Origin of the sequence: Streptomyces sp. NPDC096193 (assembly GCF_040302905.1) — a bacterium.
GTDB lineage: Bacteria > Actinomycetota > Actinomycetes > Streptomycetales > Streptomycetaceae > Streptomyces.
Genome location: NZ_JBEOSJ010000032.1, coordinates 23,204 through 44,383 on the forward strand (window position 1 = coordinate 23,204; position 21,180 = coordinate 44,383).

20 protein-coding genes are annotated in these 21,180 nt (G+C 71.3%); 6 read left to right on the forward strand and 14 right to left on the reverse strand.

Features of this window, described 5'->3' with window-relative positions; translation table 11 throughout:
- Nucleotides 1–29: 29 nt before the first annotated feature.
- Nucleotides 30–701: a TetR/AcrR family transcriptional regulator gene (locus tag ABTX78_RS31920; RefSeq protein WP_352210303.1), complete on the reverse strand. Its 672-nt coding sequence runs from the start codon at nucleotides 699–701 to the stop codon at nucleotides 30–32.
- Nucleotides 702–885: 184 nt separating this feature from the next.
- Between ABTX78_RS31920 and ABTX78_RS31925 the strand changes: the two genes are divergently transcribed.
- Nucleotides 886–1,584 carry a 4'-phosphopantetheinyl transferase family protein gene (locus tag ABTX78_RS31925; protein WP_352210266.1) on the forward strand — a complete coding sequence of 233 codons (699 nt, stop codon included), beginning with the start codon at nucleotides 886–888 and terminating at the stop codon, nucleotides 1,582–1,584.
- Nucleotides 1,585–1,614: 30 nt separating this feature from the next.
- Here ABTX78_RS31925 and ABTX78_RS31930 read toward each other — a convergent pair whose 3' ends face one another.
- Complete coding sequence (locus ABTX78_RS31930) at nucleotides 1,615–1,995, reverse strand: nuclear transport factor 2 family protein (protein ID WP_352210267.1); 381 nt, start codon at nucleotides 1,993–1,995, stop codon at nucleotides 1,615–1,617.
- A 137-nt stretch (nucleotides 1,996–2,132) separates the two neighbouring features.
- Between ABTX78_RS31930 and ABTX78_RS31935 the strand changes: the two genes are divergently transcribed.
- Nucleotides 2,133–3,959, forward strand: a complete 1,827-nt coding sequence (locus tag ABTX78_RS31935; RefSeq protein ID WP_352210268.1) for a S9 family peptidase — start codon at nucleotides 2,133–2,135, stop codon at nucleotides 3,957–3,959.
- A gap of 27 nt (nucleotides 3,960–3,986) precedes the next feature.
- Nucleotides 3,987–4,742, forward strand: a complete 756-nt coding sequence (locus ABTX78_RS31940; RefSeq protein WP_352210269.1) for an SURF1 family protein — start codon at nucleotides 3,987–3,989, stop codon at nucleotides 4,740–4,742.
- Between the two features lie 499 nt (nucleotides 4,743–5,241).
- Here ABTX78_RS31940 and ABTX78_RS31945 read toward each other — a convergent pair whose 3' ends face one another.
- The 7 genes from ABTX78_RS31945 to ABTX78_RS31975 form a co-directional block, all read right to left on the reverse strand.
- Complete coding sequence (locus tag ABTX78_RS31945; protein WP_352210270.1) at nucleotides 5,242–6,276, reverse strand: hypothetical protein; 1,035 nt, start codon at nucleotides 6,274–6,276, stop codon at nucleotides 5,242–5,244.
- A gap of 71 nt (nucleotides 6,277–6,347) precedes the next feature.
- Complete coding sequence (locus tag ABTX78_RS31950; RefSeq protein ID WP_352210271.1) at nucleotides 6,348–7,010, reverse strand: SigE family RNA polymerase sigma factor; 663 nt, start codon at nucleotides 7,008–7,010, stop codon at nucleotides 6,348–6,350.
- Between the two features lie 366 nt (nucleotides 7,011–7,376).
- Nucleotides 7,377–8,444, reverse strand: coding sequence for an aspartate-semialdehyde dehydrogenase (locus ABTX78_RS31955; protein WP_352210272.1), 1,068 nt, complete (start codon nucleotides 8,442–8,444; stop codon nucleotides 7,377–7,379).
- The gene (locus ABTX78_RS31960; RefSeq protein WP_352210273.1) at nucleotides 8,441–9,712 is read right to left on the reverse strand and encodes an aspartate kinase; all 1,272 of its coding nucleotides are present in this window, start codon (nucleotides 9,710–9,712) and stop codon (nucleotides 8,441–8,443) included. The genes ABTX78_RS31955 and ABTX78_RS31960 overlap by 4 nt, the downstream gene beginning before the upstream one ends.
- Nucleotides 9,713–9,969: 257 nt before the next feature.
- A complete protein-coding gene (locus ABTX78_RS31965; RefSeq protein WP_352210274.1) occupies nucleotides 9,970–10,629 on the reverse strand; it encodes a DUF5063 domain-containing protein in 660 nt (219 codons plus the stop codon).
- Entirely contained in the window at nucleotides 10,622–11,221 is a 600-nt protein-coding gene (gene recR / locus ABTX78_RS31970; protein WP_352210275.1) for a recombination mediator RecR, read from the reverse strand. Before recR ends, ABTX78_RS31965 begins: the two co-directional genes overlap by 8 nt.
- A 54-nt stretch (nucleotides 11,222–11,275) precedes the next feature.
- Nucleotides 11,276–11,611, reverse strand: a complete 336-nt coding sequence (locus ABTX78_RS31975) for a YbaB/EbfC family nucleoid-associated protein (protein ID WP_313948929.1) — start codon at nucleotides 11,609–11,611, stop codon at nucleotides 11,276–11,278.
- 287 nt (nucleotides 11,612–11,898) lie between these two features.
- Between ABTX78_RS31975 and ABTX78_RS31980 the strand changes: the two genes are divergently transcribed.
- Nucleotides 11,899–12,636 carry an SLATT domain-containing protein gene (locus ABTX78_RS31980; protein WP_352210276.1) on the forward strand — a complete coding sequence of 246 codons (738 nt, stop codon included), beginning with the start codon at nucleotides 11,899–11,901 and terminating at the stop codon, nucleotides 12,634–12,636.
- A gap of 389 nt (nucleotides 12,637–13,025) precedes the next feature.
- Here the strand turns inward: ABTX78_RS31980 and ABTX78_RS31985 are convergent, their stop codons facing one another.
- The 4 genes from ABTX78_RS31985 to ABTX78_RS32000 all read right to left on the reverse strand — a co-directional run bounded on the left by ABTX78_RS31985 (nucleotide 13,026) and on the right by ABTX78_RS32000 (nucleotide 17,929).
- Complete coding sequence (locus ABTX78_RS31985) at nucleotides 13,026–13,955, reverse strand: class I SAM-dependent methyltransferase (protein WP_352210277.1); 930 nt, start codon at nucleotides 13,953–13,955, stop codon at nucleotides 13,026–13,028.
- Between the two features lie 98 nt (nucleotides 13,956–14,053).
- Nucleotides 14,054–14,704, reverse strand: a complete 651-nt coding sequence (locus ABTX78_RS31990; protein ID WP_352210278.1) for a putative DNA-mimic protein — start codon at nucleotides 14,702–14,704, stop codon at nucleotides 14,054–14,056.
- 112 nt (nucleotides 14,705–14,816) lie between these two features.
- On the reverse strand, nucleotides 14,817–17,255 hold the full coding sequence (locus tag ABTX78_RS31995) for a dolichyl-phosphate beta-glucosyltransferase (protein WP_352210279.1): 2,439 nt from the start codon (nucleotides 17,253–17,255) through the stop codon (nucleotides 14,817–14,819).
- Complete coding sequence (locus ABTX78_RS32000; protein ID WP_352210280.1) at nucleotides 17,252–17,929, reverse strand: GntR family transcriptional regulator; 678 nt, start codon at nucleotides 17,927–17,929, stop codon at nucleotides 17,252–17,254. Before ABTX78_RS32000 ends, ABTX78_RS31995 begins: the two co-directional genes overlap by 4 nt.
- A 146-nt stretch (nucleotides 17,930–18,075) precedes the next feature.
- Between ABTX78_RS32000 and ABTX78_RS32005 the strand changes: the two genes are divergently transcribed.
- Nucleotides 18,076–18,561, forward strand: coding sequence for a hypothetical protein (locus ABTX78_RS32005; RefSeq protein ID WP_502994025.1), 486 nt, complete (start codon nucleotides 18,076–18,078; stop codon nucleotides 18,559–18,561).
- A gap of 20 nt (nucleotides 18,562–18,581) precedes the next feature.
- Here the strand turns inward: ABTX78_RS32005 and ABTX78_RS32010 are convergent, their stop codons facing one another.
- The gene (locus ABTX78_RS32010; RefSeq protein WP_352210282.1) at nucleotides 18,582–19,652 is read right to left on the reverse strand and encodes a GlxA family transcriptional regulator; all 1,071 of its coding nucleotides are present in this window, start codon (nucleotides 19,650–19,652) and stop codon (nucleotides 18,582–18,584) included.
- A 99-nt stretch (nucleotides 19,653–19,751) separates the two neighbouring features.
- Between ABTX78_RS32010 and ABTX78_RS32015 the strand changes: the two genes are divergently transcribed.
- Nucleotides 19,752–20,684, forward strand: a complete 933-nt coding sequence (locus tag ABTX78_RS32015) for an NADP-dependent oxidoreductase (RefSeq protein WP_352210283.1) — start codon at nucleotides 19,752–19,754, stop codon at nucleotides 20,682–20,684.
- The last annotated feature ends 496 nt before the right edge of the window (nucleotides 20,685–21,180 follow it).

The following is a 21,180-nucleotide window of genomic DNA, read 5'->3' on the forward strand; positions in this document are numbered from 1 at the left end:
GCCCCCATGGCCCAGGTCCTCGTCGTACGTCAGGGGGCCTCGGGGCCGTCCACGACATACGACCCCGCGCGAGCGGCCGCTTCTGCCGCGGTCGCGGCCCGGTCAGCCGCGGTCTCGTCGAGAGGGTCGCCACTGGCGAGCAGGCGGTAGTACAGCGGGGCGGACACGGCGCGGATCACTTCACGCGCGTCGGTGCCCGCCGGGAGTTCACCGCGCGCCACGGCCGCCTCGACGCAGGGCGCCCACTCCTCGATGCGGGTGGCGTAGAAGCGGTTCAGGGCCTGCGTCGTGCGGTCGTCGCAGGTGGCGGCGGCGATCACCGCCTTGAACAGGGCGCCCTGGCGGGGATCGGTGAGGGTTTCCACGACGAGGCGGGCATTGGCGCGGAGGTCGTCGGAGAGGTTTCCCGTGTCCGTCCGGGACACGGACTGCTCGGCCATGTCCTCCAGCAGGTCGGCGACCAGCCCGGTGACCGTGGACCAGCGGCGGTAGACGGTCGTCTTGCCGACGTTCGCCCGCCGGGCCACATCGGCGAGGTCGAGACCGTGGAATCCGTGCTCGACGAGGGCGTCGCCCGCCGCCTCCAGAACAGCGGTCCGGACGCGGGCGGTGCGGCCACCCGGACGAATGGTCCCCGGGGTCCCGGCCGCCTCCACCAACGCGATGCCGGCACCCTCCGACGGCGCGCTCTCGGTTGCCATGTCGGTCGCCTTCTCGGTCGTCATCCCGGGCTCTCCTTCGTCTCGCCGGGCTGACCCGGTGAACTGCGGTGATCGGCCGCTGCGAAGAGCTGCGCGTTCACCCACCCCATCCTAACGGCACCAAAGGTCCGTTAGTTTGGGACGATCGCTTGGCTACGCTTACTGGCCTGAGGAAGGGGACTTCATGTCGACGGGGATACCGACCGACCGCGAACCGGTGGCACCGCCCCCCGGCGTGGAACTGCTGTGGTCCGGCAGGGTCGCCGACCACACCGAGGACGCACTCGCCCATCGCCACCTCCTCGACGCCGAGGAGTCCAAGCGGCTCGACGGCTTCTTCCGGCCGGCCGACCGGGACGCCTACGCCGTCGCCCATGTGGCCCTGCGCCGGATCCTCGGTGAACGCCTCGGGCTCGCGCCCGAAGAGGTCGCGATGGACCGCGAGCCGTGTGCCCACTGCGGCGGCCCCCACGGACGGCCCGTCGTCCCCGGCGGCGAGGTGCACTTCTCGCTCTCGCACACCAGCGGCATGGTGCTGCTCGCCCTCGCGTCCGCGCCGGTCGGGGTCGACGTCGAGATCGTCCCGAACGCCGGCACGATCACCGATGTCGCGGCGCAACTGCACCCGCGGGAGCGTGCGGAGCTGGCGGCCCTTCCCGCGGGTGAACGGGCTTTCGGCTTCACGCGCTGCTGGACCCGCAAGGAAGCCGTGCTGAAAGCGGCCGGAGTCGGTCTCAGCGAGGACGTGTCCGTCACCTATGTGGGGGCAGGGCCCCGACCCGCCGAGCTGACCGACTGGCTGCTCGCGGACCTGCCGGTCGACACCGGCTATGCGGCGGCGGTCGCGGTACGGGCAGACGGGCCGGACGTCCGACTGCCCTGAGCCACGGGCCGTGTGGCGCTTGGGCGCCGTTCAGTAGCGCTCGACCAGGTGCTCGCGGCCCGGCGGGGGCTCGTACGCCTCCGGCCAGAACTCGGTGATCCTCGTGATCCTGCCGTCGTCGTCGCCCGTGAAGAACGTGACGGCGTCCATCCCCTCCCGGCCCACCACGGCGTGCACCCAGGTCGCCACATGATTGCTCCCGGCGTCGGCGACCAGGCGGTGGACGCTGATGTGCCAGGTGTCCGGGTACTCGCGGTTGAACCGGACGTACGCGTCCTTGCCCCGTATCCGCTCACGGGTCTGCGGCAGCTCATAGACGACGTCGTCGCTGAGGGTGGTCGCGAATGCCGACCAGTCCCGGGCCTCCGCGGCCGACCAGTAGGTCTCGACTGTCCTGCGCAGTTCGGTCATACGGGGAGTGTGCACCGGGGTACTGACAATCGACCCGAGTCCTCGAACGGGTGGCCGGGGTGTCCACATACGCCGAGTTGTCCACAGGCTGGGGAGGACGTCGACGGTTTGTGGAGGGTGCGGCGCAGAATGGGGTCATGACTGAGATCACTGACTCGATGCCCGACTGGGAGAAGCGCTTCCGTGCGCCGCGCGTCTCCCTGCCCGACTGGGCCGAGGACGCGCCCCACCACGCACTCTTCGTGTCGAACGCCACCGGGACGTACGAGCTGTACACCTGGGACCGCTCGACCGGCGAGCAGCGGCAGGCGACGGACCGGCCGAACGGCACGACGGACGGAGTGCTGTCGCCCGACGGTGCGTCGCTCTGGTGGTTCTCGGACACCGACGGGGACGAGTTCGGCATATGGATGCGGCAGCCCTTCGCCGGCGGGGACGACGAGCCCGCGGCGCCGGGACTCGCGCCCTCCTATCCGGCGGGGCTGGCGATCGGCCGTCACGGCGCCTCGGTGGTCGGCCGGTCGACCGACGAGGACGGCACGACGATCCATGTCGTCCGGGAGGGTGCCCTGCCGGTGGAGATCTACCGGCACCGGGAGTCGGCCGGGGTCGGGGACCTGTCCCACGACGGGACGCTCGTCGCGATCGAGCACACCGAGCACGGGGACGCGATGCATTCGGCGCTGCGCGTCGTCCGCATAGACGGCAGCCCGGTCGCCGAGCTGGACGACACCGAGGGAGGCACGAAGGAGCTCGGACTCGAAGTCCTCGGCTTCGCCCCGGTGGACGGGGACACCCGGCTGCTCGTGGGGCATCAGCGGCGGGGCCGCTGGGAGCCGATGATCTGGGACGTGGCATCGGGCGAGGAGACCGATCTCGCGATGGACCTGCCGGGCGATGTGAACGCCGAGTGGTACCCGGACGGCTCAGGGCTGCTGGTCGCGCACAGTTTCGAGGCCCGCGGCGAGCTGTGGCGCTACGACCTCGCGACACGCGAGCTGGTACGGATCGAGACCCCGCCGGGCTCGGTCTCCGGCGCGACGGCCCGCCCGGACGGCGAGGCGGAGTACCTGTGGTCGTCCGCCGCGCAGCCGCCGCAGGTGCGCTCCACCGCCGGCGGCGTCGTGCTCGACCCTCCGGGTATGACGGCGCCCGAGTCGGTGCCGGTGGAGGACGCGTGGGTGGAAGGCCCCGGTGGCCGTATCCACGCGCTGGTGCAGCGCCCCGTCGGCACCACGGGCCCTGTGCCGACCGTGTTCGAGATCCACGGCGGCCCGACCTGGCACGACAGCGATGCCTTCGCGGCCGGTCCCGCCGCATGGATCGACCACGGCTACGCGGTCGTGCGGGTCAACTACCGCGGCTCGACGGGATACGGGCGGGCGTGGACCGACGCGCTCAAGCACCGGGTCGGGCTGATCGAGCTGGAGGACATCGCGGCGGTCCGCGAATGGGCCGTGACCTCCGGGCTCGCCGACCCCGCCAAACTGATCCTGGCGGGCGGCTCCTGGGGCGGATATCTCACGCTGCTCGGCCTCGGCACCCAGCCCGAGGCCTGGGCGGTCGGGCTGGCGGCGGTGCCGGTCGCGGACTACGTCACGGCCTACCACGACGAGATGGAGGCGCTGAAGGCGATGGACCGCACCCTCCTGGGCGGTACGCCGGAGGAGGTGCCCGAGCGGTTCGAGGCGTCGTCCCCCCTGACGTACGTGGACGCGGTCCGGGCTCCGGTCTACATCTCGGCGGGCGTCAACGATCCGCGCTGCCCCATCCGTCAGGTGGAGAACTACGTGGACAGGCTGGCGGCACGCGGCGCGGTTCACGAGGTGTACCGGTACGACGCCGGACACGGATCGCTCGTGGTGGAGGAGCGGATCAAGCAGGTCGGCCTGGAGATCGCTTTCGCCGCGGCGCATCTGGGAGACGCAACCGCGCCTCTCGGAGAGGGGGTCGCGACGGAGTAGCCGCGAAGGGTTCCGTACCGTGGGGGCGTGTACCGGTTCCTGCTGACACCCCGCTGGTGGGGCATCAACGTCTTCGTCGTGCTGGCGATCCCTTTCTGCATCTTCATGGGGTCCTGGCAGCTCGGGAAGTTCGAGGACCGGGTCGACACCCATCAGGAGGCCGAAAGCAGGCCCGCCCCCGGTGAACAGGTGGCAGCTCCGCTCGAGCAGCTGCTGCCCGTGGACCAGGAGACGTCGGGGCGGCCCGCCACCGCCACCGGGGTCTACGGCAGGCAGTTCCTGGTGCCCGACCGGGAGTTGGACGGCCGGAACGGCTCGTACGTGCTGACGCTGCTCAAGACCGACGGCGGCCGGACGCTGCCTGTCGTCCGGGGCTGGCTGGCCAGCGGCAAGCCGGCCCCGGCGGCCCCGGGCGGGCAGGTGACGGTGATCGGTGCGCTCCAGGCGTCCGAGACGTCGGGCACGGACGGGGTTCACACGGCCGGCGGGCTGCCGAGCGGGCAGCTGGGGATGATCAGTGCGGCCTCACTGGTCAACCTCGTACCGGATGACGTGTACGACGGCTGGGTCACCATGACCACGGCGGACAGCGGCCTCGTGCCGGTGCCTGCGTCGGTGCCGGAGGGCAGCGGGCTGGACCTGAAGGCGTTCCAGAACCTGGGTTACACCGGGGAGTGGTTCGTGTTCGCGGCCTTCGTGGTGTTCATGTGGTTCCGGCTGCTGCGCCGCGAGGCGGAGGCCGCGAGGGACCGCGCACTGGGCCTGGAGCCCGAACCGGTCTGAGCCGGGCCGCACGGTTCGGGCGCGCCGAGCCCCAGCCGGTCTGACCCGCGCCGAGCCCCAGACGAGCCGAGCGGGGCCCTTCAAGCCGCGCCTTGCCCAGCCACGCCGAGCGGTCCGAGCCGGGCCGTGCCGAGCGGTCCGACCACCGCCGAGCCCCAGCCGACCCGAGCCACGCCGAGCGGTTCGAGCCGAGCCACGCCCCAACCGGTCCGAGCGAACCGACCCCGGCCCGCGCCGCGCCGAGACCCACCCGGGCCGGCCCCAGGCCGACCCCAGCCCGCCCGAGCCGCCGCCCCAGGAACCGGGTCGGCAAACTCCCCGCCCCCGACGCGGACATGCCTGTGGGCCCGCTCCCCTGACCGGAACAGGCCCACAGAGTCCATCCGCGGCCGCTCGCCACTCGCGCCCCCGCCCGTCGCGGCGCCGAGCCACGGCCCGGCACGCCACAGCCACAGCCACAGCCACAGCCACAGCCACAGCCACAGCCCGGCATACAGTCCTACGACGCGTTCAGCAGGCCCGTCCGGTAGATGGTGCCCGCGCAGGCGTTCGGGACCGTCACGCCCGCTCCCGGGGCGCCCGCCTCGGGGACGTGGGTCACCTCGACGCTGCCGTCGGAGACACCGTCCTCGACGAGGAGCTGTGTCTGGGCGTTCTCCGCGGACGCGCCCGTACCCGTGGTCGTCGCCCCGGAGCCGCCGTCCGTGGGCGTGGGCTCGGGGGAGCCGGGGGTGGGGCAGGTCTCGCTCGGGACCCAGGCGAACTTCACCTCGTACGCGGCGGAGGGCGCGAGCAGCAGCTCCGGTGCCTCCTGCGAGGGGGCGGGTAGACCGGTCGCCGCGTCGCCCGTGGTGTGGGTCTGGACCTGGATCTTGTCCTGTACGGCCGCGCCCATGGCCTGATAGCCGACGTTGCCCTGGCCGTTGATCATGCACTCGGTGGTGGAGACGTTCGCGACGCGGAAGGTGCCGTAGACCTTGCCGTCGGCGTCCGGGGGGCTCGCGGTCGAGGTGCCGCCGAGCTGGGCGGCGTCGCAGAGGGGGAGGTCCGAGGCGTTGACGCCCGGCGGGACCGCCGTGTCACCCGTGCCGCCGTCCCCGGTGCCCGTGCCGGGCCGGGGCCCGACCGCGGGGCTGGAGCCGGGCGCGCTGGTCGGCGTGCCGTCCGGTCCGCCGGTGGGATGGTCCGTGCCCTTCTCGCCGCCGACATCACCCGTCTCGGCACCCGTACCGCCCTGCGCCTGCTCGCCGTGTCCGGCGTTGACGGGGTTCGCGCTCTCACTGGTGCCCGAGCTCGCGACATGCACGAAGGTGGGGACCGCCGTGCCCATCAGCACTGCCGCGGCGGCCACACCGACGAGGGCCTGCCGCTTGCGCGCACGGCGGGCGGGGACCGCTTTGCGCAGATGGTCGAGGGTTCCCTCGGAAGGCTCGAGGTCCTGCACTGCGCCCTGCATCAGCCGGCGCAGGGCCTGTTCGTCGCCGCCCAGCGCCTCTTCGAGGCCGCCGAGCTCGTTTTCCGGCCCGTTGCTCACAATTCCGTTTCCAGTCCGGTCGTCAAACGGCCCGTCCGGCCCATGCCGCTCAAACCTGTTCCTGTGCCCGCTCATGCCGTCGCCTCCATGGCGACGCGCAGTGCGGCGATGCCGCGCGAGCCGTACGCCTTCACCGACCCGAGGGATATGCCCAGCGTCTCGGCGACCTGGGCTTCCGTCATGTCGGCGAAGTACCGCAGCACGAGCACCTCGCGCTGGCGGCGCTGGAGTCCGCGCATCGCTTTGATCAGCGCGTCGCGCTCCAGCTGGTCGTACGCCCCTTCCTCGGCGCTCGCCATGTCGGGCATCGGCTTGGAGAGCAGCTTGAGTCCGAGGATGCGGCGGCGCAGCGCGGAGCGGGAGAGGTTGACGACCGTCTGCCGCAGATAGGCGAGGGTCTTCTCCGGCTCACGCACACGGTTGCGCGCCGAGTGGACACGGATGAACGCTTCCTGCACGACGTCCTCGCAGGAGGCCGTGTCGTCCAGGAGCAGCGCGGCGAGACCCAGCAGCGACCGGTAGTGGGCGCGGTAGGTCTCGGTGAGGTGATCGACGGTCGTACCCGCAGCCATGGCCTCGTCAGCGCTCTCGCGCTGGGGCGTGACGCGGCCGGCTCGTGGCGCGGGCATGGGGGCGATCACCGGCATGCCGCCGGACGGGCGGGGTCTGCGGAGCGGGCGCACTGTTGCGCCGCGAACCGGGACCACCCCTGCGATGTCGAGTACCTCTGCCACGCCTGTTGGACACGCTTCCCCCCGTCAGGGTTGTACGCGTACGCCACCGCTTTTGACAGTGATCGATTTGCCCTCATGCGTACTCGCTCTTCCCCATTGCCCCGTTTTTTCGCGGTACCGAACAGGGGCGACCGCAAAGACGCTTCCCGCCCTGCTGCCGGTTGCAGATGGCGGGAAGCGAATAGTCGAACATTCACACACCCGAGGACAAGCGGTACAGACCTTCGACTTGATCACAGGGCGTTCACAGATCCTACAAAGACCCGGGCGGCCTCGCGCCGGATTACCGGGGAACCAGGCAGCCCCGGAACCCGGTAACCCGAACCAAGTGACCGGACCCGGGGAGCCACGTGATCCGGAACCCGGTTACCCGGAACCCGGCGAAGCGAGTTCGGCGGCCACGGCTTCGGCGATCTGCGCGGAGTTCAGCGCGGCGCCCTTGCGGAGGTTGTCGGCGCAGAGGAAGAGGTCCAGCGCGCAGGGGTCGTCCATCGCCCGGCGCACCCGGCCCACCCACGTGGGGTCCGTCCCGACCACATCGGCCGGAGTGGGAAAGTCCGCGGCCTCGGGATCGTCGTAGAGCACGACCGCCGGCGAGGTGGCCAGGATGTCGTGCGCCCGCTCCACCGTCACCTCGCTCTCGAAGCGCGCGTGCACCGCCAGGGAGTGTGCGGTGACCACGGGCACGCGGACGAACGTCGCCGACACCCGCAGGGACGGCAGGCCGAGGATCTTCCGCGTCTCGGACCGCAGCCCGAGCTCCTCGGACGACCAGCCGCCGTCCTCCACGCTCCCGGACCACGGCACGACATTGAGCGCGAGCGGCGCCGCGAACGGTCCGAGTTCGTCGCCGACGGCCCGGCGGACGTCGCCCGGGCCCGTGCCCAGCTCCGTACCGGCGACCAGCGACATCTGCGTACGCAGCGCGGCCACGGCGTCCCGGCCGGCGCCGCTGACGGCCTGGTAGGAGGAGACCACCAGTTCGTCGAGCCCGAACTCGGCGTGCAGCGCACCGATGGCCGGAATCATCGCCAGCGTGGTGTCGTGCGGGCTCGCCACGATGCCCCGCGGGCGCACCCGCAGCGCATGGGGGTTGACCTCCGGGACGACCAGCGGGACCTCGGCGTCCGCCCGGAAGGCGGCGGAGCTGTCCACGACCACCGCGCCCTTGGCGGCGGCGATCGGCGCCCACTGTGCGGAGACCTCCGCGGGCACCAGGAAGAGCGCGACGTCGATGCCCTCCAGGGCCTCTTCGCTCAGCGCGACGACCTCGGTCTCCTCCCCGCGCACGGCCAGCTTGCGGCCGGCGGAGCGCGGGGAGGCGACCAGTCGTACGTCACCCCAGACGTCCTCGTGCTGCGAGACGATCTGGAGCATCACCGCGCCGACTGCTCCGGTCGCTCCGACGACCGCGAGTGCCGGCTTGCGGATCATCGTCCGGTGCCCCCGTAGACGACCGCCTCGTCGGAGTCGGAGTCGAGGCCGAAGGCGGTGTGCACCGCGCGGACGGCTTCGTTCACGTCATCGGCGCGCGTGACGACCGAGATGCGGATCTCGGAGGTCGAGATCAGCTCGATGTTCACACCCGCGTCGGAGAGCGCCTCGAAGAAGGAGGCCGTGACACCGGGGTTGGTCTTCATCCCGGCGCCGACCAGTGAGATCTTGCCGATCTGGTCGTCGTAGCGCAGGGACTCGAAGCCGATCGCGCTCTTCGCCTTCTCCAGGGCGTCGATGGCCTTGGCGCCATCGGTCTTGGGGAGGGTGAAGGAGATGTCGGTCAGGGCGGTGGTGGCCGCCGAGACGTTCTGCACGACCATGTCGATGTTGATCTCGGAGTCGGCGATCGTGCGGAAGATGGCCGCGGCCTCGCCCGGCTTGTCCGGCACTCCGACGACCGTGACCTTGGCCTCGGAGACGTCGTGGGCGACTCCGGAGATGATGGCGTGCTCCACCTGCTGGTCTCCCTGCGGCTCGTTGCTGACCCAGGTCCCGCGCAGTCCGGAGAAGGACGAGCGGACGTGGATCGGAATGTTGTATCGGCGTGCGTACTCGACGCAGCGGTGCAGCAGCACCTTGGAGCCGGAGGCGGCGAGCTCCAGCATGTCCTCGGAGGCGATCCAGTCGATCTTCCGGGCCTTCTTCACCACACGCGGGTCGGCGGTGAAGACGCCGTCCACGTCGGTGTAGATCTCGCACACCTCGGCGTCCAGCGCCGCGGCGAGGGCCACGGCGGTGGTGTCGGAACCGCCACGGCCGAGGGTGGTGATGTCCTTCTTGTCCTGGGACACGCCCTGGAAGCCGGCGACGATGGCGATGTTGCCCTCGTCGAGCGCCGTACGGATCCGGCCCGGCGTCACATCGATGATGCGCGCCTTGTTGTGCACCGAGTCGGTGATGACGCCGGCCTGGCTGCCGGTGAACGACTGGGCCTCGTGGCCCAGGTTTTTGATCGCCATGGCCAGCAGGGCCATCGAGATCCGCTCTCCTGCGGTCAGCAGCATGTCGAATTCGCGTCCGGCAGGGATCGGGGATACCTGCTCGGCGAGATCGATCAGCTCGTCCGTCGTGTCGCCCATCGCGGATACCACGACGACCACCTGGTGGCCGTTCTTCTTGGCATCCACGATTCGCTTGGCGACGCGCTTGATGCCTTCGGCATCGGCAACGGAGGAACCTCCGTACTTCTGCACGACAAGGCCCACGTGCGCTCCTCGCTCGGTTTCTCCACCACAGCCAATTACTGCGGTCGGCTCAGTTTAACGAGCGGCCGCACTCCGACCCGGGGCAATCACATCGTGAGATGTCCCGCTCACTGTGTGATCACCACGAGGGGGCTGCGGCCGCTCGGATCGACTCCTGCCCGACCGGACGCGGGGTACGCGAGATGTGGGGCGGCTCACACGTACCGCCCCCGCGCTCCCACGACCAGGTACTCAGGGCTCGGTGCGCGCCCGGCGCGTCAGGTGACGGTGCGCAGTCCCAGCGGGCCGGCGATCTCCTCGGCCATGACCTTCCCGGCCTCCTCGGCCAGAGCGTCGTCGGCGAGGTCCTCGTCCGTGTCCAGACCGTCCAGCGCGTCCAGCGGCTGGTCCAGGCGGACGTGGGAGACCAGCGACTGGAGGGCGCGCAGGGTCGCGGACGCGGTCGGCCCCCAGTTGGAGAAGTAGGAGAACTGCCACCACCACAGCGCCTCGCTGGTCCGCCCGGCGCGGTAGTGCGCGAGGCCGTGGCGCAGATCGGTGACGACATCCGCGAGGTTGTCGGAGATCCGGTACGCGACCGGTGCCTTGCGCGGCTCGTACGGGTCGAAGACCTCGGAGAAGACGTCCACCGGGTCGAGCAGCACGGCGAAGCGCTCGCGCAGATCGTCCATGTCCAGGTCGGGACCGGTGTCCGGCTCGTAGCGCTCGTCCGGGACGATGTCCTCGTGCGCACCCAACCGCCCGCCGGTCAGCAGGAGTTGGGAGACCTCCAGCAGCAGGAAGGGCACAGCGCTGTCCGGCTCGTCGCCCTTGGCGACTTCGGTGGTGGCGACGATGAACGACTCGATCGAGTCGGCGATCTGGACCGCGAAGTCGTCCGGGTCCTGGCTCGTTGCGTGCAGTGCGGCGTCAGACATCGAGAAGTCGTCTCCCCTCGAAGGCACGCCCCAGCGTGACCTCGTCGGCGTATTCCAAGTCTCCCCCCACGGGCAGACCGCTGGCCAGCCGGGTGACCTTGAGGCCCATCGGCTTGATCATGCGCGCCAGATACGTGGCGGTGGCCTCGCCCTCCAGATTGGGATCCGTGGCCAGGATCAGCTCGGTGATCGTGCCGTCCGCCAGGCGGGTCAGCAGCTCACGGATCCGCAGGTCGTCGGGACCGACGCCCTCGATGGGGCTGATGGCCCCGCCGAGTACGTGATAGCGGCCCCGGAATTCCCGGGTCCGCTCGATCGCGACGACATCCTTCGGCTCCTCCACCACGCAGATGACCGACTGGTCACGGCGCGGGTCGCGGCAGATGTTGCACTGCTCCTGCTGTGCGACGTTGCCGCACACCGCACAGAAGCGGACCTTGTCCTTCACCTCGAGCAGCGCGTGCGCGAGGCGGCGGACATCGGTCGGTTCTGCCTGAAGGATGTGGAAGGCGATCCGCTGCGCGCTCTTGGGACCGACGCCGGGCAGCCTGCCCAGTTCGTCGATGAGGTCCTGAACCACGCCTTCGTACAACGGACGCCTTCCTTCTTCTGTGGCTCTACGTACGGTAGTTGGTGTGCCCCGGCCTTAGAAGCCCAGTCCCGGCATGCCGCCGAGACCCTGCGTGAGCGGGCCGAGCTTCTCCTGCTGGAGCTGCTGCGCGTTCTCGTTGGCCGCCTGGACGGCGGCGACGACGAGGTCGGCCAGGGTCTCGGTGTCCTCGGGATCGACGGCCTTCGGGTCGATCACCAGACCCCGCAGCTCGCCGGAGCCGGTGACGGTGGCCTTCACCAGCCCACCGCCCGCCTGGCCCTCGACCTCGGTCTGCGCCAGCTCTTCCTGCGCCTGTGCGAGGTCTTGCTGCATCTTCTGGGCCTGCTGAAGGAGCTGCTGCATATTGGGCTGGCCACCACCGGGAATCACGGTCACTCCAGGCACTTCGACGACGGTTGTTCGGTAAGCCGAGCCTACGTGGTCACCGGGCGGCGCGCCGCACCCTGTCCTGACAACTCTTTCGAGTGACCAGGGCGTGGCACCCCTAGCTGATCAAGGACCTCGTAGGGGCGGAAATACCAGGAATTACGGCACACAGCCCACCATTCGGCGGTAGGAAGAGCATGCGCATCGGCGCATCACCGTGCACCGGATGCACGTACGCACCGTCCGTCACGCAGTGTCACGCCGCCATCACGTCGTAGAGGAGTGCCCCGGTGAGCCAGCCGGAGATGCAGCCCGGGGGGCCGGCCCGGGAGGAACGCGGCGAGGTACCGCGCGGTGACCTGACCGGCCGGGCGTTTCCGCTCGGCGACTGGGGAGAGCCCGCGGAACGGCTCGACGAGCTGTACCGCTGGGCGGAAATGGGCGCGCTGCGCACGGCGGAGTGGTATCTCCACGACCGGGTCCGCAAAAGGCTCGCGGGACGGCTGCTGCGGATCGGTACGGCGGCGGGGGTCATCGCCGGGGCGGCGCTGCCGCTCCTCGACCTCACGGGTGCGCTGCCGGGGGCGGCCGGGTGGGGCTATGTGCTGCTGTTGCTGGGCGCGGCGTGTCTGGGCTGCGACCGGTACTTCGGGGTGACCTCCGGCTGGATGCGCGATGTGGCGACCGCGCAGGCGGTGCAACGCAGGCTTCAGGCACTTCAGTTCGACTGGGCCTCGGAGTGTGTACGGGAAGTGCTCGGCCCCGCGGAGGGCACGGCCGCTGAGGCGGCGGACCGGTGCCTGGGGGTGCTGCGGCGATTCTCCGAGGACGTGACGGAGCTGGTGCGGGGCGAGACGGCGGACTGGATGGTGGAGTTCCGGGGTGCGCCGGGGCCGCTGGTGCAGTCGGTGGGGGTGCCGGGTGGCGGCGGGATGGGCGCGGGGCGGGAGGCGGGTGGGGGGCGGATGCCGTTGCCGCCGACGCGGCCGAACATGCCGCGGCAGCGGCCCCCGGAGGCGCCGCGCTGACGCCTGGGGGTTGACCCCAGGACCCCACCTGGCCGGGCTTGCGGGCCCGCGCCGTGTGCGGCTGCACCGCCTGCGGGGTGTCCTCAATCGCCGGTCCATTGCCACTGACCCGCGCCTCAATCGCCGGCGGGGCTGACGTTCCGGCCCAGGCCAGCTCGCCCGAACCAGGGCTTGAAGTGCAGCCCCGCAGCTCGCCCAACCTCAGGGCTTGAAGTGCAGCCCCCGCCCAGCTCGTGCTGTTGACCCGACCCCGCGCCCAAATCGCCGGCTGGGCTTGAAGTGCGCCGCCTTGTTCGGCCGTGGGCTTGAAAGTGTGGCCACTTCAAGCCGGTCCGGCGATTGAGGACACCACCACAGGCCGTGCAGCCGCAGCCGCGCCGGAGGCGAAGCTACGGACGCTTCGACGTCAGCGCCCTCGTCACCACCGGTGGCAGCAGATCCTTCGCCAGGCGGCGGGTTCGCGACGGGCGAGGGCGCGTCGGGAGCGGTGGGGCCGTCACCGGGGCCGGCGGCGGGGGCGGGAGCGGCTCGTGGCGGGACTTCGGGTGGGGCGGCGGCGTCGCCTTGTTGCCCTTGATGCGGATCAGCGGGCGGCCCGCCACCTCCTCCACCCCGTGCCACAGGTCCGTCCGGTCCGCCAGGAAGTCCAGGAGCGCTGCCGTCAGCGGTGCCGGGTCGCCCCAGGTGCCGTACAACTTCGTTCCCGTGATGACGACCGGCTTCAGGCCCGAGGTCGCCACCGCGCCCCACACCGCCGCCGAGACCCCGGGGCAGTGCTCCGCCCGGAAGTCGTCGAAGGACACGATGCCCTCGGGCTGCAGCAGTTCCTTCGCCGCCGCGATGTCCCCGTGGACGTGCTCGTACAGGTGCGACGCGTCGACGTGGACGAAGCGGCAACTGCCGGGACGTACCTGCGAGGTGATCACCGAGGTCGGCGCCTGCACCATGCGCGGCAGCTCGTCGTGGAAGGACAGGTAGTTCGCCTCGAAGGCGCGTCGGGTGAGGGTCGCGTACGACCGGTTCATCTCCGCGCTGTTGGGGTCGTCCGGCGCCGGTGAGTCCCACAGGTCGCAGACCGTGTACTCCTCACCGTCGCGCAGATAGCTCGCGGTGAAGATCGCGCTCTTGCCGAGGTACGCGCCGAGCTCCAGCAGATCCCCCCGGCCCTCCGGGTCCGTATCGCGCTGATGGCCGAGGAACCAGTCGAAGAGCAGCTGGTCCACCGGCCAGAACCAGCCCTTGACGTCCGCGAAACTCGTCGGCCGGGGGAGAGCTTCGTCCGCGTTCTCCCCCGTCACCGGGGTGCTCGTCTGTGACATGCACCGGTCCTACCGGCCGGAGGTGTCGCGCAGCTTACGGCCGCGCGTTCAGGACGTGTGCTGCGGATGTGCGTCGGTGGATGTGCCCCCGTCGGGACTCAGCTGAAAATGATCATCGAGCCCTGCCCCAGGCTCCGCGTCGCCGCCGCGTGCAGACCCAGCCACACGTGCCGCTCCCGGGCGAAGGGACTCTCGTCGTACGGAATGGGGCCCGCCGGCTCCTCCAGGGACGTCGGGCGGTCCGGTGGCTGCGGCGCGGCCGGCGGGTTCGCCGCGTCGATGCCGATCGCGGGCGCGACGAATTCCAGTTCCCGCAACAGCCCCTGGGTGGAGCCGAGGGGACCGCCGCCCGCGAGCAGTTCCTCGTTGAACAGCGGGGCCGCGAAGTCCACCGGGACGTACGCCCCGGCGTGGTCGTAGTGCCACACCAGGTGCGACTGCTGGGCCGTCGACTCGAACATCTCCAGCAACTGCTCGTAGTCGCCGCCCAGTTCGTCGACCGGGGTGACCGCGAGCCCGCACAGCTGGAGCAGGTAGGCGCGCCGCAGGAAGTGCAGCGCGTCGTAGTCGAAGCCGGCGACCGGGGCGACATCGCCCGACAGGCCCGGCATGTAGGCGAAGACGGGCACTGTCGGCAGACCGGAGTCGGTCAGCGCCTTGTCGTACGACGCGATCTCTTCGGCGAAGGGGTTGTCGGGGCTGTGGCACAGCACATCGACGAGGGGGACCAGCCACAGGTCACAGGCCAAGGGAAGGCTCGCTCTCCAGCAGGATCGGGCACGGTCGGCGCGGCAGTCGTGCGATGGTCGGGACAGAGTAGTGCCACGGACACGTTCGGCGAAGAGGGCCGGTCACCTGCCGTCACCGCTCCCCTGCGCCTGTGTCCCTGGACGTTCCCACATCCCATACCCATACGCCGCCCACTCGCCTGCCCGGCTTTCCGAGCAGTTTCTCCACCGTCGCATGGAGTGCCTCGGCGTTGTACTGCGGCTGGAGCACCACCACGCCCGCCCGCCACGCCTCCAGGTCCGCGCGGGCCTGGGCCTGCCAGTTGGGGCCGATCACCGGGACCTGCCCGGAGTTGCGGACCTCGCCGAAGAGGTTGGAGGTGTGCCGGGGCGTGGCGCCGTAGATGCCGATACGGTCCGGTCCCCAGGGGCCGTTGAAGTAGCCGCCCGCGACCGGGAAGTCCAGCGTGGTGGCCGACTGCCAGTGCAGGGCCTCCGCGCCGGCGGGGGACGGCAGCGGCACGGTGACCATGGATTCACCCTCGGAGAGGTACGCGCGGTACATCCCCCGTGTGATGAACTCCGGCACGTCCTGCCGCTCGCGCACCGGGTACGGCGTCGGCAGCACCGGCAGCAGCGCCGCTGCCACCGCCGCGAGACCCACGACCTGATTGACCCGATCCTTCGTGACGGCCAGCCGGTCGACGGCGAGGGCGAGAAGGATGCCGAGCACCGGCGCGCAGATCATCGCGAACCGCGACTCGATGACCGACTCGAAGAGCGGCTGGTGGGCGAGCGCCCGCCAGGGGCCGGTCAGCACGATGTCGGTGTACGGGATGCGGAACTGCACGCCGAGCGAGAGGAAGGCCGCCGCGAACGCCGTGAACGCCAGCGCCTTCACCGCCGCGTGCCGCCACAGCCGCACCACGATCGCCGTCGTGAGCGCGACGAGCGGCCAGCCGAAGAAGGCGTTCTGCTCGGTGCGGTTCATGGCGAACCCGTCCGCGCGCTCGTCCGTGCCCATCAGCGAGCGTCCCGCGAACTCCAGGAAGGCGCGCGGTCCGTTGGCGGTGTTGTCGCCGTGCAGCACGTTCGTGTAGCTCTGCGGTCCGAAGAACTGCCAGCCCAGCGGGAACGCGACCAGCGGCAGGCAGACCGCGAGCGCGACCGTGATCCCGCGCAGCAGCGGCCGCCAGGCCGTCCGGGCCACGTCGCGCCGCACGAGCGCGTACGCGAGGGCGAAGAACAGCATGCCCATCGCCGCGAGCAGCAGAGGTTCCTCGCCGAGGAAGATCTGGTACGCGGCGAAGAGGCCGAGGAGCACGCCGTCGCGCACGACCGCGCGGCCCTCGCACAGCCGCAGGGCCCGGTCCACGATCACCGGGATCATGAACAGCACCAGGAAGTTGGGGTGCGCGTTGCCGTGCGAGATCATCGGCGGCGCGAAGGCGGCGAGGGCCGCTCCGACGGCCGCGGCCCACCGGTTGTCGACGAGCCGGCGGGCGATCAGCCAGTACCAGGACGTGGCGGTCGCGGCGAGGCCGAGGGTGAGCACGAGCGCCCAGGTGACGGTGGGCCCGAGCAGCAGGGTCACCGGGGTGAGCGGGACGGAGAGCCCGAGCATCACGGTGTTCGCCATCAGGTTCACGCCGTCGGGATGGTTCTGGAGGGTCGTGAACAGCGGATTGCGCAGATGGATCACGTTGTCGGCGGTGACGGCGAAGAACCACTCCCACTGGTTCTGGTCCTGTCCCGCGTCGTCGAGGTAGCCGTGGCCGAGGTCGGCCCACAGGTCCTTGTAGAGAAAGAGTGCCGCGAAGAGGAAGAGGCCGACGACCAGGAGGTCGGTCCGCCGCACCGCACGGGCCCGCAGATGGACGAGTTCCAGCAGGACCTTGCCGTAGTCCAGCGGTCTGACCTTGGAGCCCTCCTGGTGCGACCAGCGCACCGGGACCTCCGTGACCGGCCAGCCCTCGCGCCGGAAGTGGCGCAGTATCTCGACGTCGATGCCCCATCCGTCGAGCCGTGAGTCGGCGAAGGCGGCGCGTGCCTTGTCGCCGTCGAAGAGCTTGAATCCGCACTGGGTGTCGTGGATCCCGGGAACGGCGACCGTGCGTATGAGCCGGTTGCCCATCCGGCCGAGCCACTCGCGGCTCCGCCGCTGGTGGACCTCGATCGTGGAGTCGGGGTGTGCGCGCGAGCCGATCGCCGCCGCGCTGTCCTCGGCGGCGAGCTGCTTGTCGAGACGGTCCAGCTCCTCGATGGGCGTCGCGAGGTCCGCGTCGGTGACCAGTACCCGCCGGCCGTACGAGGCGAGCACGCCCTGCCGCAGGGCGTTGCCCTTGCCGCGGTTGTCCTCGCCGGCGATCACATGGATCCGCGGCTCGTCGGCTGCGGCCTCCCGGGCGATCTTGGCGGTGCTGTCGGTGGACCCGTCGTCGACGACGATCAGCTCCCAGTCCCCCCAGCGGCCGGGCTCCGCACGCAGGTGGGTGCAGATCGCCTCCAGGGTGGGCCGCAGTCTGCTCTCCTCGTTGTACGCCGGGACGACGACACTCAGGTCCACGCTCACTGCTCCAGCCGATCCGCCCAGGCGAGCGCATGGTCGTTGTATCCGTCGACGATGGTGCGGGCGGCCGCCAGGTCACCCGCGGTGAGGGCGTCGATGAGGTCCTCGTGCCGGTTCCACAGCCAGTCCCGCAGCTCGGGGTCCGCCCGCAGGAACGGGACGGCGAACACCCAGGCCTGGACGCGCAGCCGGTGCAGGAACTCGGAGATGTAGTGGTTGGCGACGACGGCGCCGAGCTCGTTCCAGAAGCGCAGGTCGTAGCCGATGAGGATGTCGAGGTCCCCGCCGCGTGCGGCGCGTGCGGCCTCCTCGGCACGGCGGCGCACCGACACCAGCGCCTTGCCGGGCACGGTGCTGCGGCCCTGGCGCTCCGCCTGGCGGAAGATGCCGTCGATGACCAGCGAGCGGGCGTCCACCATGCGGCGGTAGTCGTCGACCGTGAACCGGTGCACCCGGAAGCCGCGGTGCTGGTCCGAGTCGAGCAGGCCCTGGGCGGACAGATCGACGAGGGCCTCGCGCACCGGTGTGGCCGAGACGCCGTACTGGTCGGCGATCTGCTTGACGGTGAACTCCTGACCTGGCTTCAGCCGTCCCGCCAGCACCTCGTCACGCAGCGCGTCCGCGATCTGTTGCCGCAGGGTGCTGCGGGTGACAGCGGTACTGCCGGTGCCGCGCATCGATGGCTTCTCCTTCGCCGGGGGTCCCGGACACGATAGGCCAGTGCCGACGAACCGGGTGAGGCACGGGTGAATGACCTGCGACGGGACCAAGCGTCCAGAGCGGCCCGGGCGCGCGGGTCCGGCAGGATCCGAACGGCGGACTCATGAGGGAGACGGAACATGCCCACAGGGAGGCGGACGTGACCGACGTCTTCGAGGCGGCCACGGGAGACGGCCCGGCGGAACTGCTCGCGGACCGGGACCGGCCCTCGCAGGTGCGGACGGCGTACCAGGGCCTGCTGCAGATACGCAGCCTGACGGGTGCGGCGCCGGCGGAGTGGGAGCTGCGCCGGACGGTCCGCGCGGTGGCCCTGGCGCTGGAGGCGGGCGGCCTGTCGCCGTCGGCGACGGACGCGGCGGGTGCGCGCACCGCGACGGGGTACCGGGTGCGCGAGGCCGACCGGGCGGGCGCGGTGTGCGTGGACTGGCTGGGGCCGCCGGGCAGCGGTGCCGCCCAGGAGGAGGAGCAGCGGCTGTCGGAGTGCGCGCGGGTGCTGACGTCGGCGGGCTGGGAGGCCCTGCTCTACAAGGGGCCGCGCAACCGCAGGTTCCTGGAGGTGGAGCCACCGATGGCACCGCCCGGCCGGTGACGCGGCGGATCCGGCACGGGCTACGGCGCGGTCGGTGACGGCGGCAGCGCGGGGGCGAGGGGCGCGGTGGGGTGCGCGGTGGCGAGTGCGGTGACGGGCGCGGTCGCGTGCGCGGTGGGGGGTGTGGCCGCCGCGCGGAACGTCTGGCGGTACGTCATCGGTGACACCCCGGTCGCCGCGGCCATGTGCTGCCGCAGCGACGCCGCCGTCCCGAACCCCGCCTCCCCCGCGACCCGGTCGACCGGCCAGTCCGTCGTCTCCAGCAGCCGCCGCGCGTGCTCGACCCGCTGCTGCGTCAGCCACTGCCCCGGGGTCATGCCCACCTCGTCGCGGAATCGGCGCGAGAAGGTCCGCACGCTCATCCGCGCGTGGGCCGCGAGCTCCGCCAGGGTCAGCTGTCGTTGCAGCCGTTCCAGCGCCCACGCCCGCGTCGCGGAGGTCGTCGCCTCCGCGGGCTCCGGCACGGGGCGTTCGATGAACTGCGCCTGACCGCCCTCCCGCCACGGCGGTACGACGCACAGCCGCGCGACCCGGTTCGCGGCCTCGCTGCCGTGATCACGACGTACGAGATGCAGACAAAGGTCGACGCCCGCGGCGACCCCCGCCGCGGTGAGGACGTCCCCGTCGTCGACGAACAGGACACCGGGGTCGACCCGCACGCGCGGGAACAGCCGCTGGAAGCGCGCGGCTTCGTTCCAGTGTGTCGTCGCCGGGCGGCCGTCGAGCAGTCCGGCGGCCGCGAGGACGTACGAAGCGGTGCAGATCGACACGATCCGGGCCCCGGGCCGTAGCAACGCGAGGGCATCGGCGAGCGACTCCGGCAGCCATTCGCGGTCCGTGTCCGGGCCGCACGCAAAGGGCGGGATCACCAGGGTGTCCGCGGTCGCGAGGGCGTCGGCGGAATGCTCGACGGTGACGGAGAAGTCCGCGGCGGTACGGATCGGATCACCGTCCGGACTACAGGTGATCACCTCGTACAGGCTCTCGCCCGCCGCTCCGGTGGCCGTGCCGAAGATCCGGACGGGGATGCTCATCTCGAAGGGGTAGACGCCTTCGAGGGCGAGGACGACGACACGATGCGGGATCGGCATGGCCAGATCCTTTCACACCCTGGCCATCCGGCCACTCGATCTCGCGGTGCGGGCGGCGGAGGGTGGTGGCAACCACCCACGCGGCAAAGGAGTTTCCCCATGCGCGCCATCGGCCAGGACACCCTCGGCGGACCGGACGTCCTGAAGATCGTCGAGACCGCCCGCCCGGCACCCGGACCCGCCGAGGTGCTGGTGCGGGTCCATGCGGCGGGCGTCAACCCGACGGACCACTGGCATCGCGCCACCGGCGGCCTGCTCGCCGACGGACCGGTGCCGCTGGGCTGGGACGTGTCCGGGGTGGTGGAGGAGACCGGCCTGGGCGTGACGATGTACCGGCCGGGCGACGAGGTCTTCGGGATGCCGCGCCTGCCGCAACCGGCGGGTGCGTACGCGGAGTTCATGACCTCACCCGCCCGCCACCTGGCCCGCAAGCCGGCCGCGCTCAGTCACGTGCAGGCGGCGGCGCTGCCGGTCGCGGGGCTGACGGCGTGGCAGTCGCTGGTCGACACGGCGGACGTCCGGCCGGGGCAGCGGGTGCTCGTGCACGCGGCGGCGGGCGGGGTCGGGCATCTCGCGGTGCAGATCGCGAAGGCGCGCGGGGCGTTCGTGATCGGGACGGCGAGCACGGCGAAGCAGGACTTCGTCCGCGGGCTGGGTGCGGACGAGGTGGTCGACTACACCACGACCGACTTCGTGCGGGCGGTGCGGGACGTGGACGTCGTCCTCGACACGGTCGGCGGCGAGTACGGCCCCCGGTCGCTGGAGGTCCTGCGCCCCGGTGGCCTGCTGGTGTCCCTCGCGTCACCGGCGGAGACATATCTGTCGGCGGTAGCGGAACGGCGGGGCCTGCGGGCGGGATTCACGATCGTGGAGCCGGACCACCTCGGCCTGAGGGAACTGACGGCGCTGACCGAGTCGGGCCGCCTGCGAGTGGAGATCGCGGCGGTGCTGGCTCTGGAGGACGCGGGGAAGGCGCATGAGCTGGGGGAAGGGGGAGGGATGCGGGGCAAGGTGGTTCTGCACGTGCGGTAACCGGGCGTTGTGCGGCTGCGCGGGTGCGGTGAGCTTGTCCTCCACCGCCGGACGGGCTCACCCTGTGCGGCCGGGACGCGCTGTGTCCCTGACGCCGGACGGGCTCACCCTGTGCGGCATGCCTCGCAACACCCAGCCCTGCGGGGCACCCCGAACGGCTCGACCGAACGAACAGGCCACAAAACCGTGCCCCCACGGGCTCAACCGTCCAACAGGCCGCAAAACCAGCCCCGCCGGCGATTGAGGCGCGAGGCCCGGGACGGAGCCCCGAGAACGGCCCACGGCCGTGTCCTCAAACGCCGGACGGGCTGAAATACCCACCCACATACCAGGGCACCCCGAACGGCTCGACCGAACGAACAGGCCACAAAACCCGTACCCCCACGGGCTCAACCGTCCAACAGGCCGCAAAACCAGCCCCGCCGGCGATTGAGGCGCGGGGCCCGGGACGGAGCCCCGAACGGCCCACGGCCGTGGGGGGGGGGGCGGGCGGGGC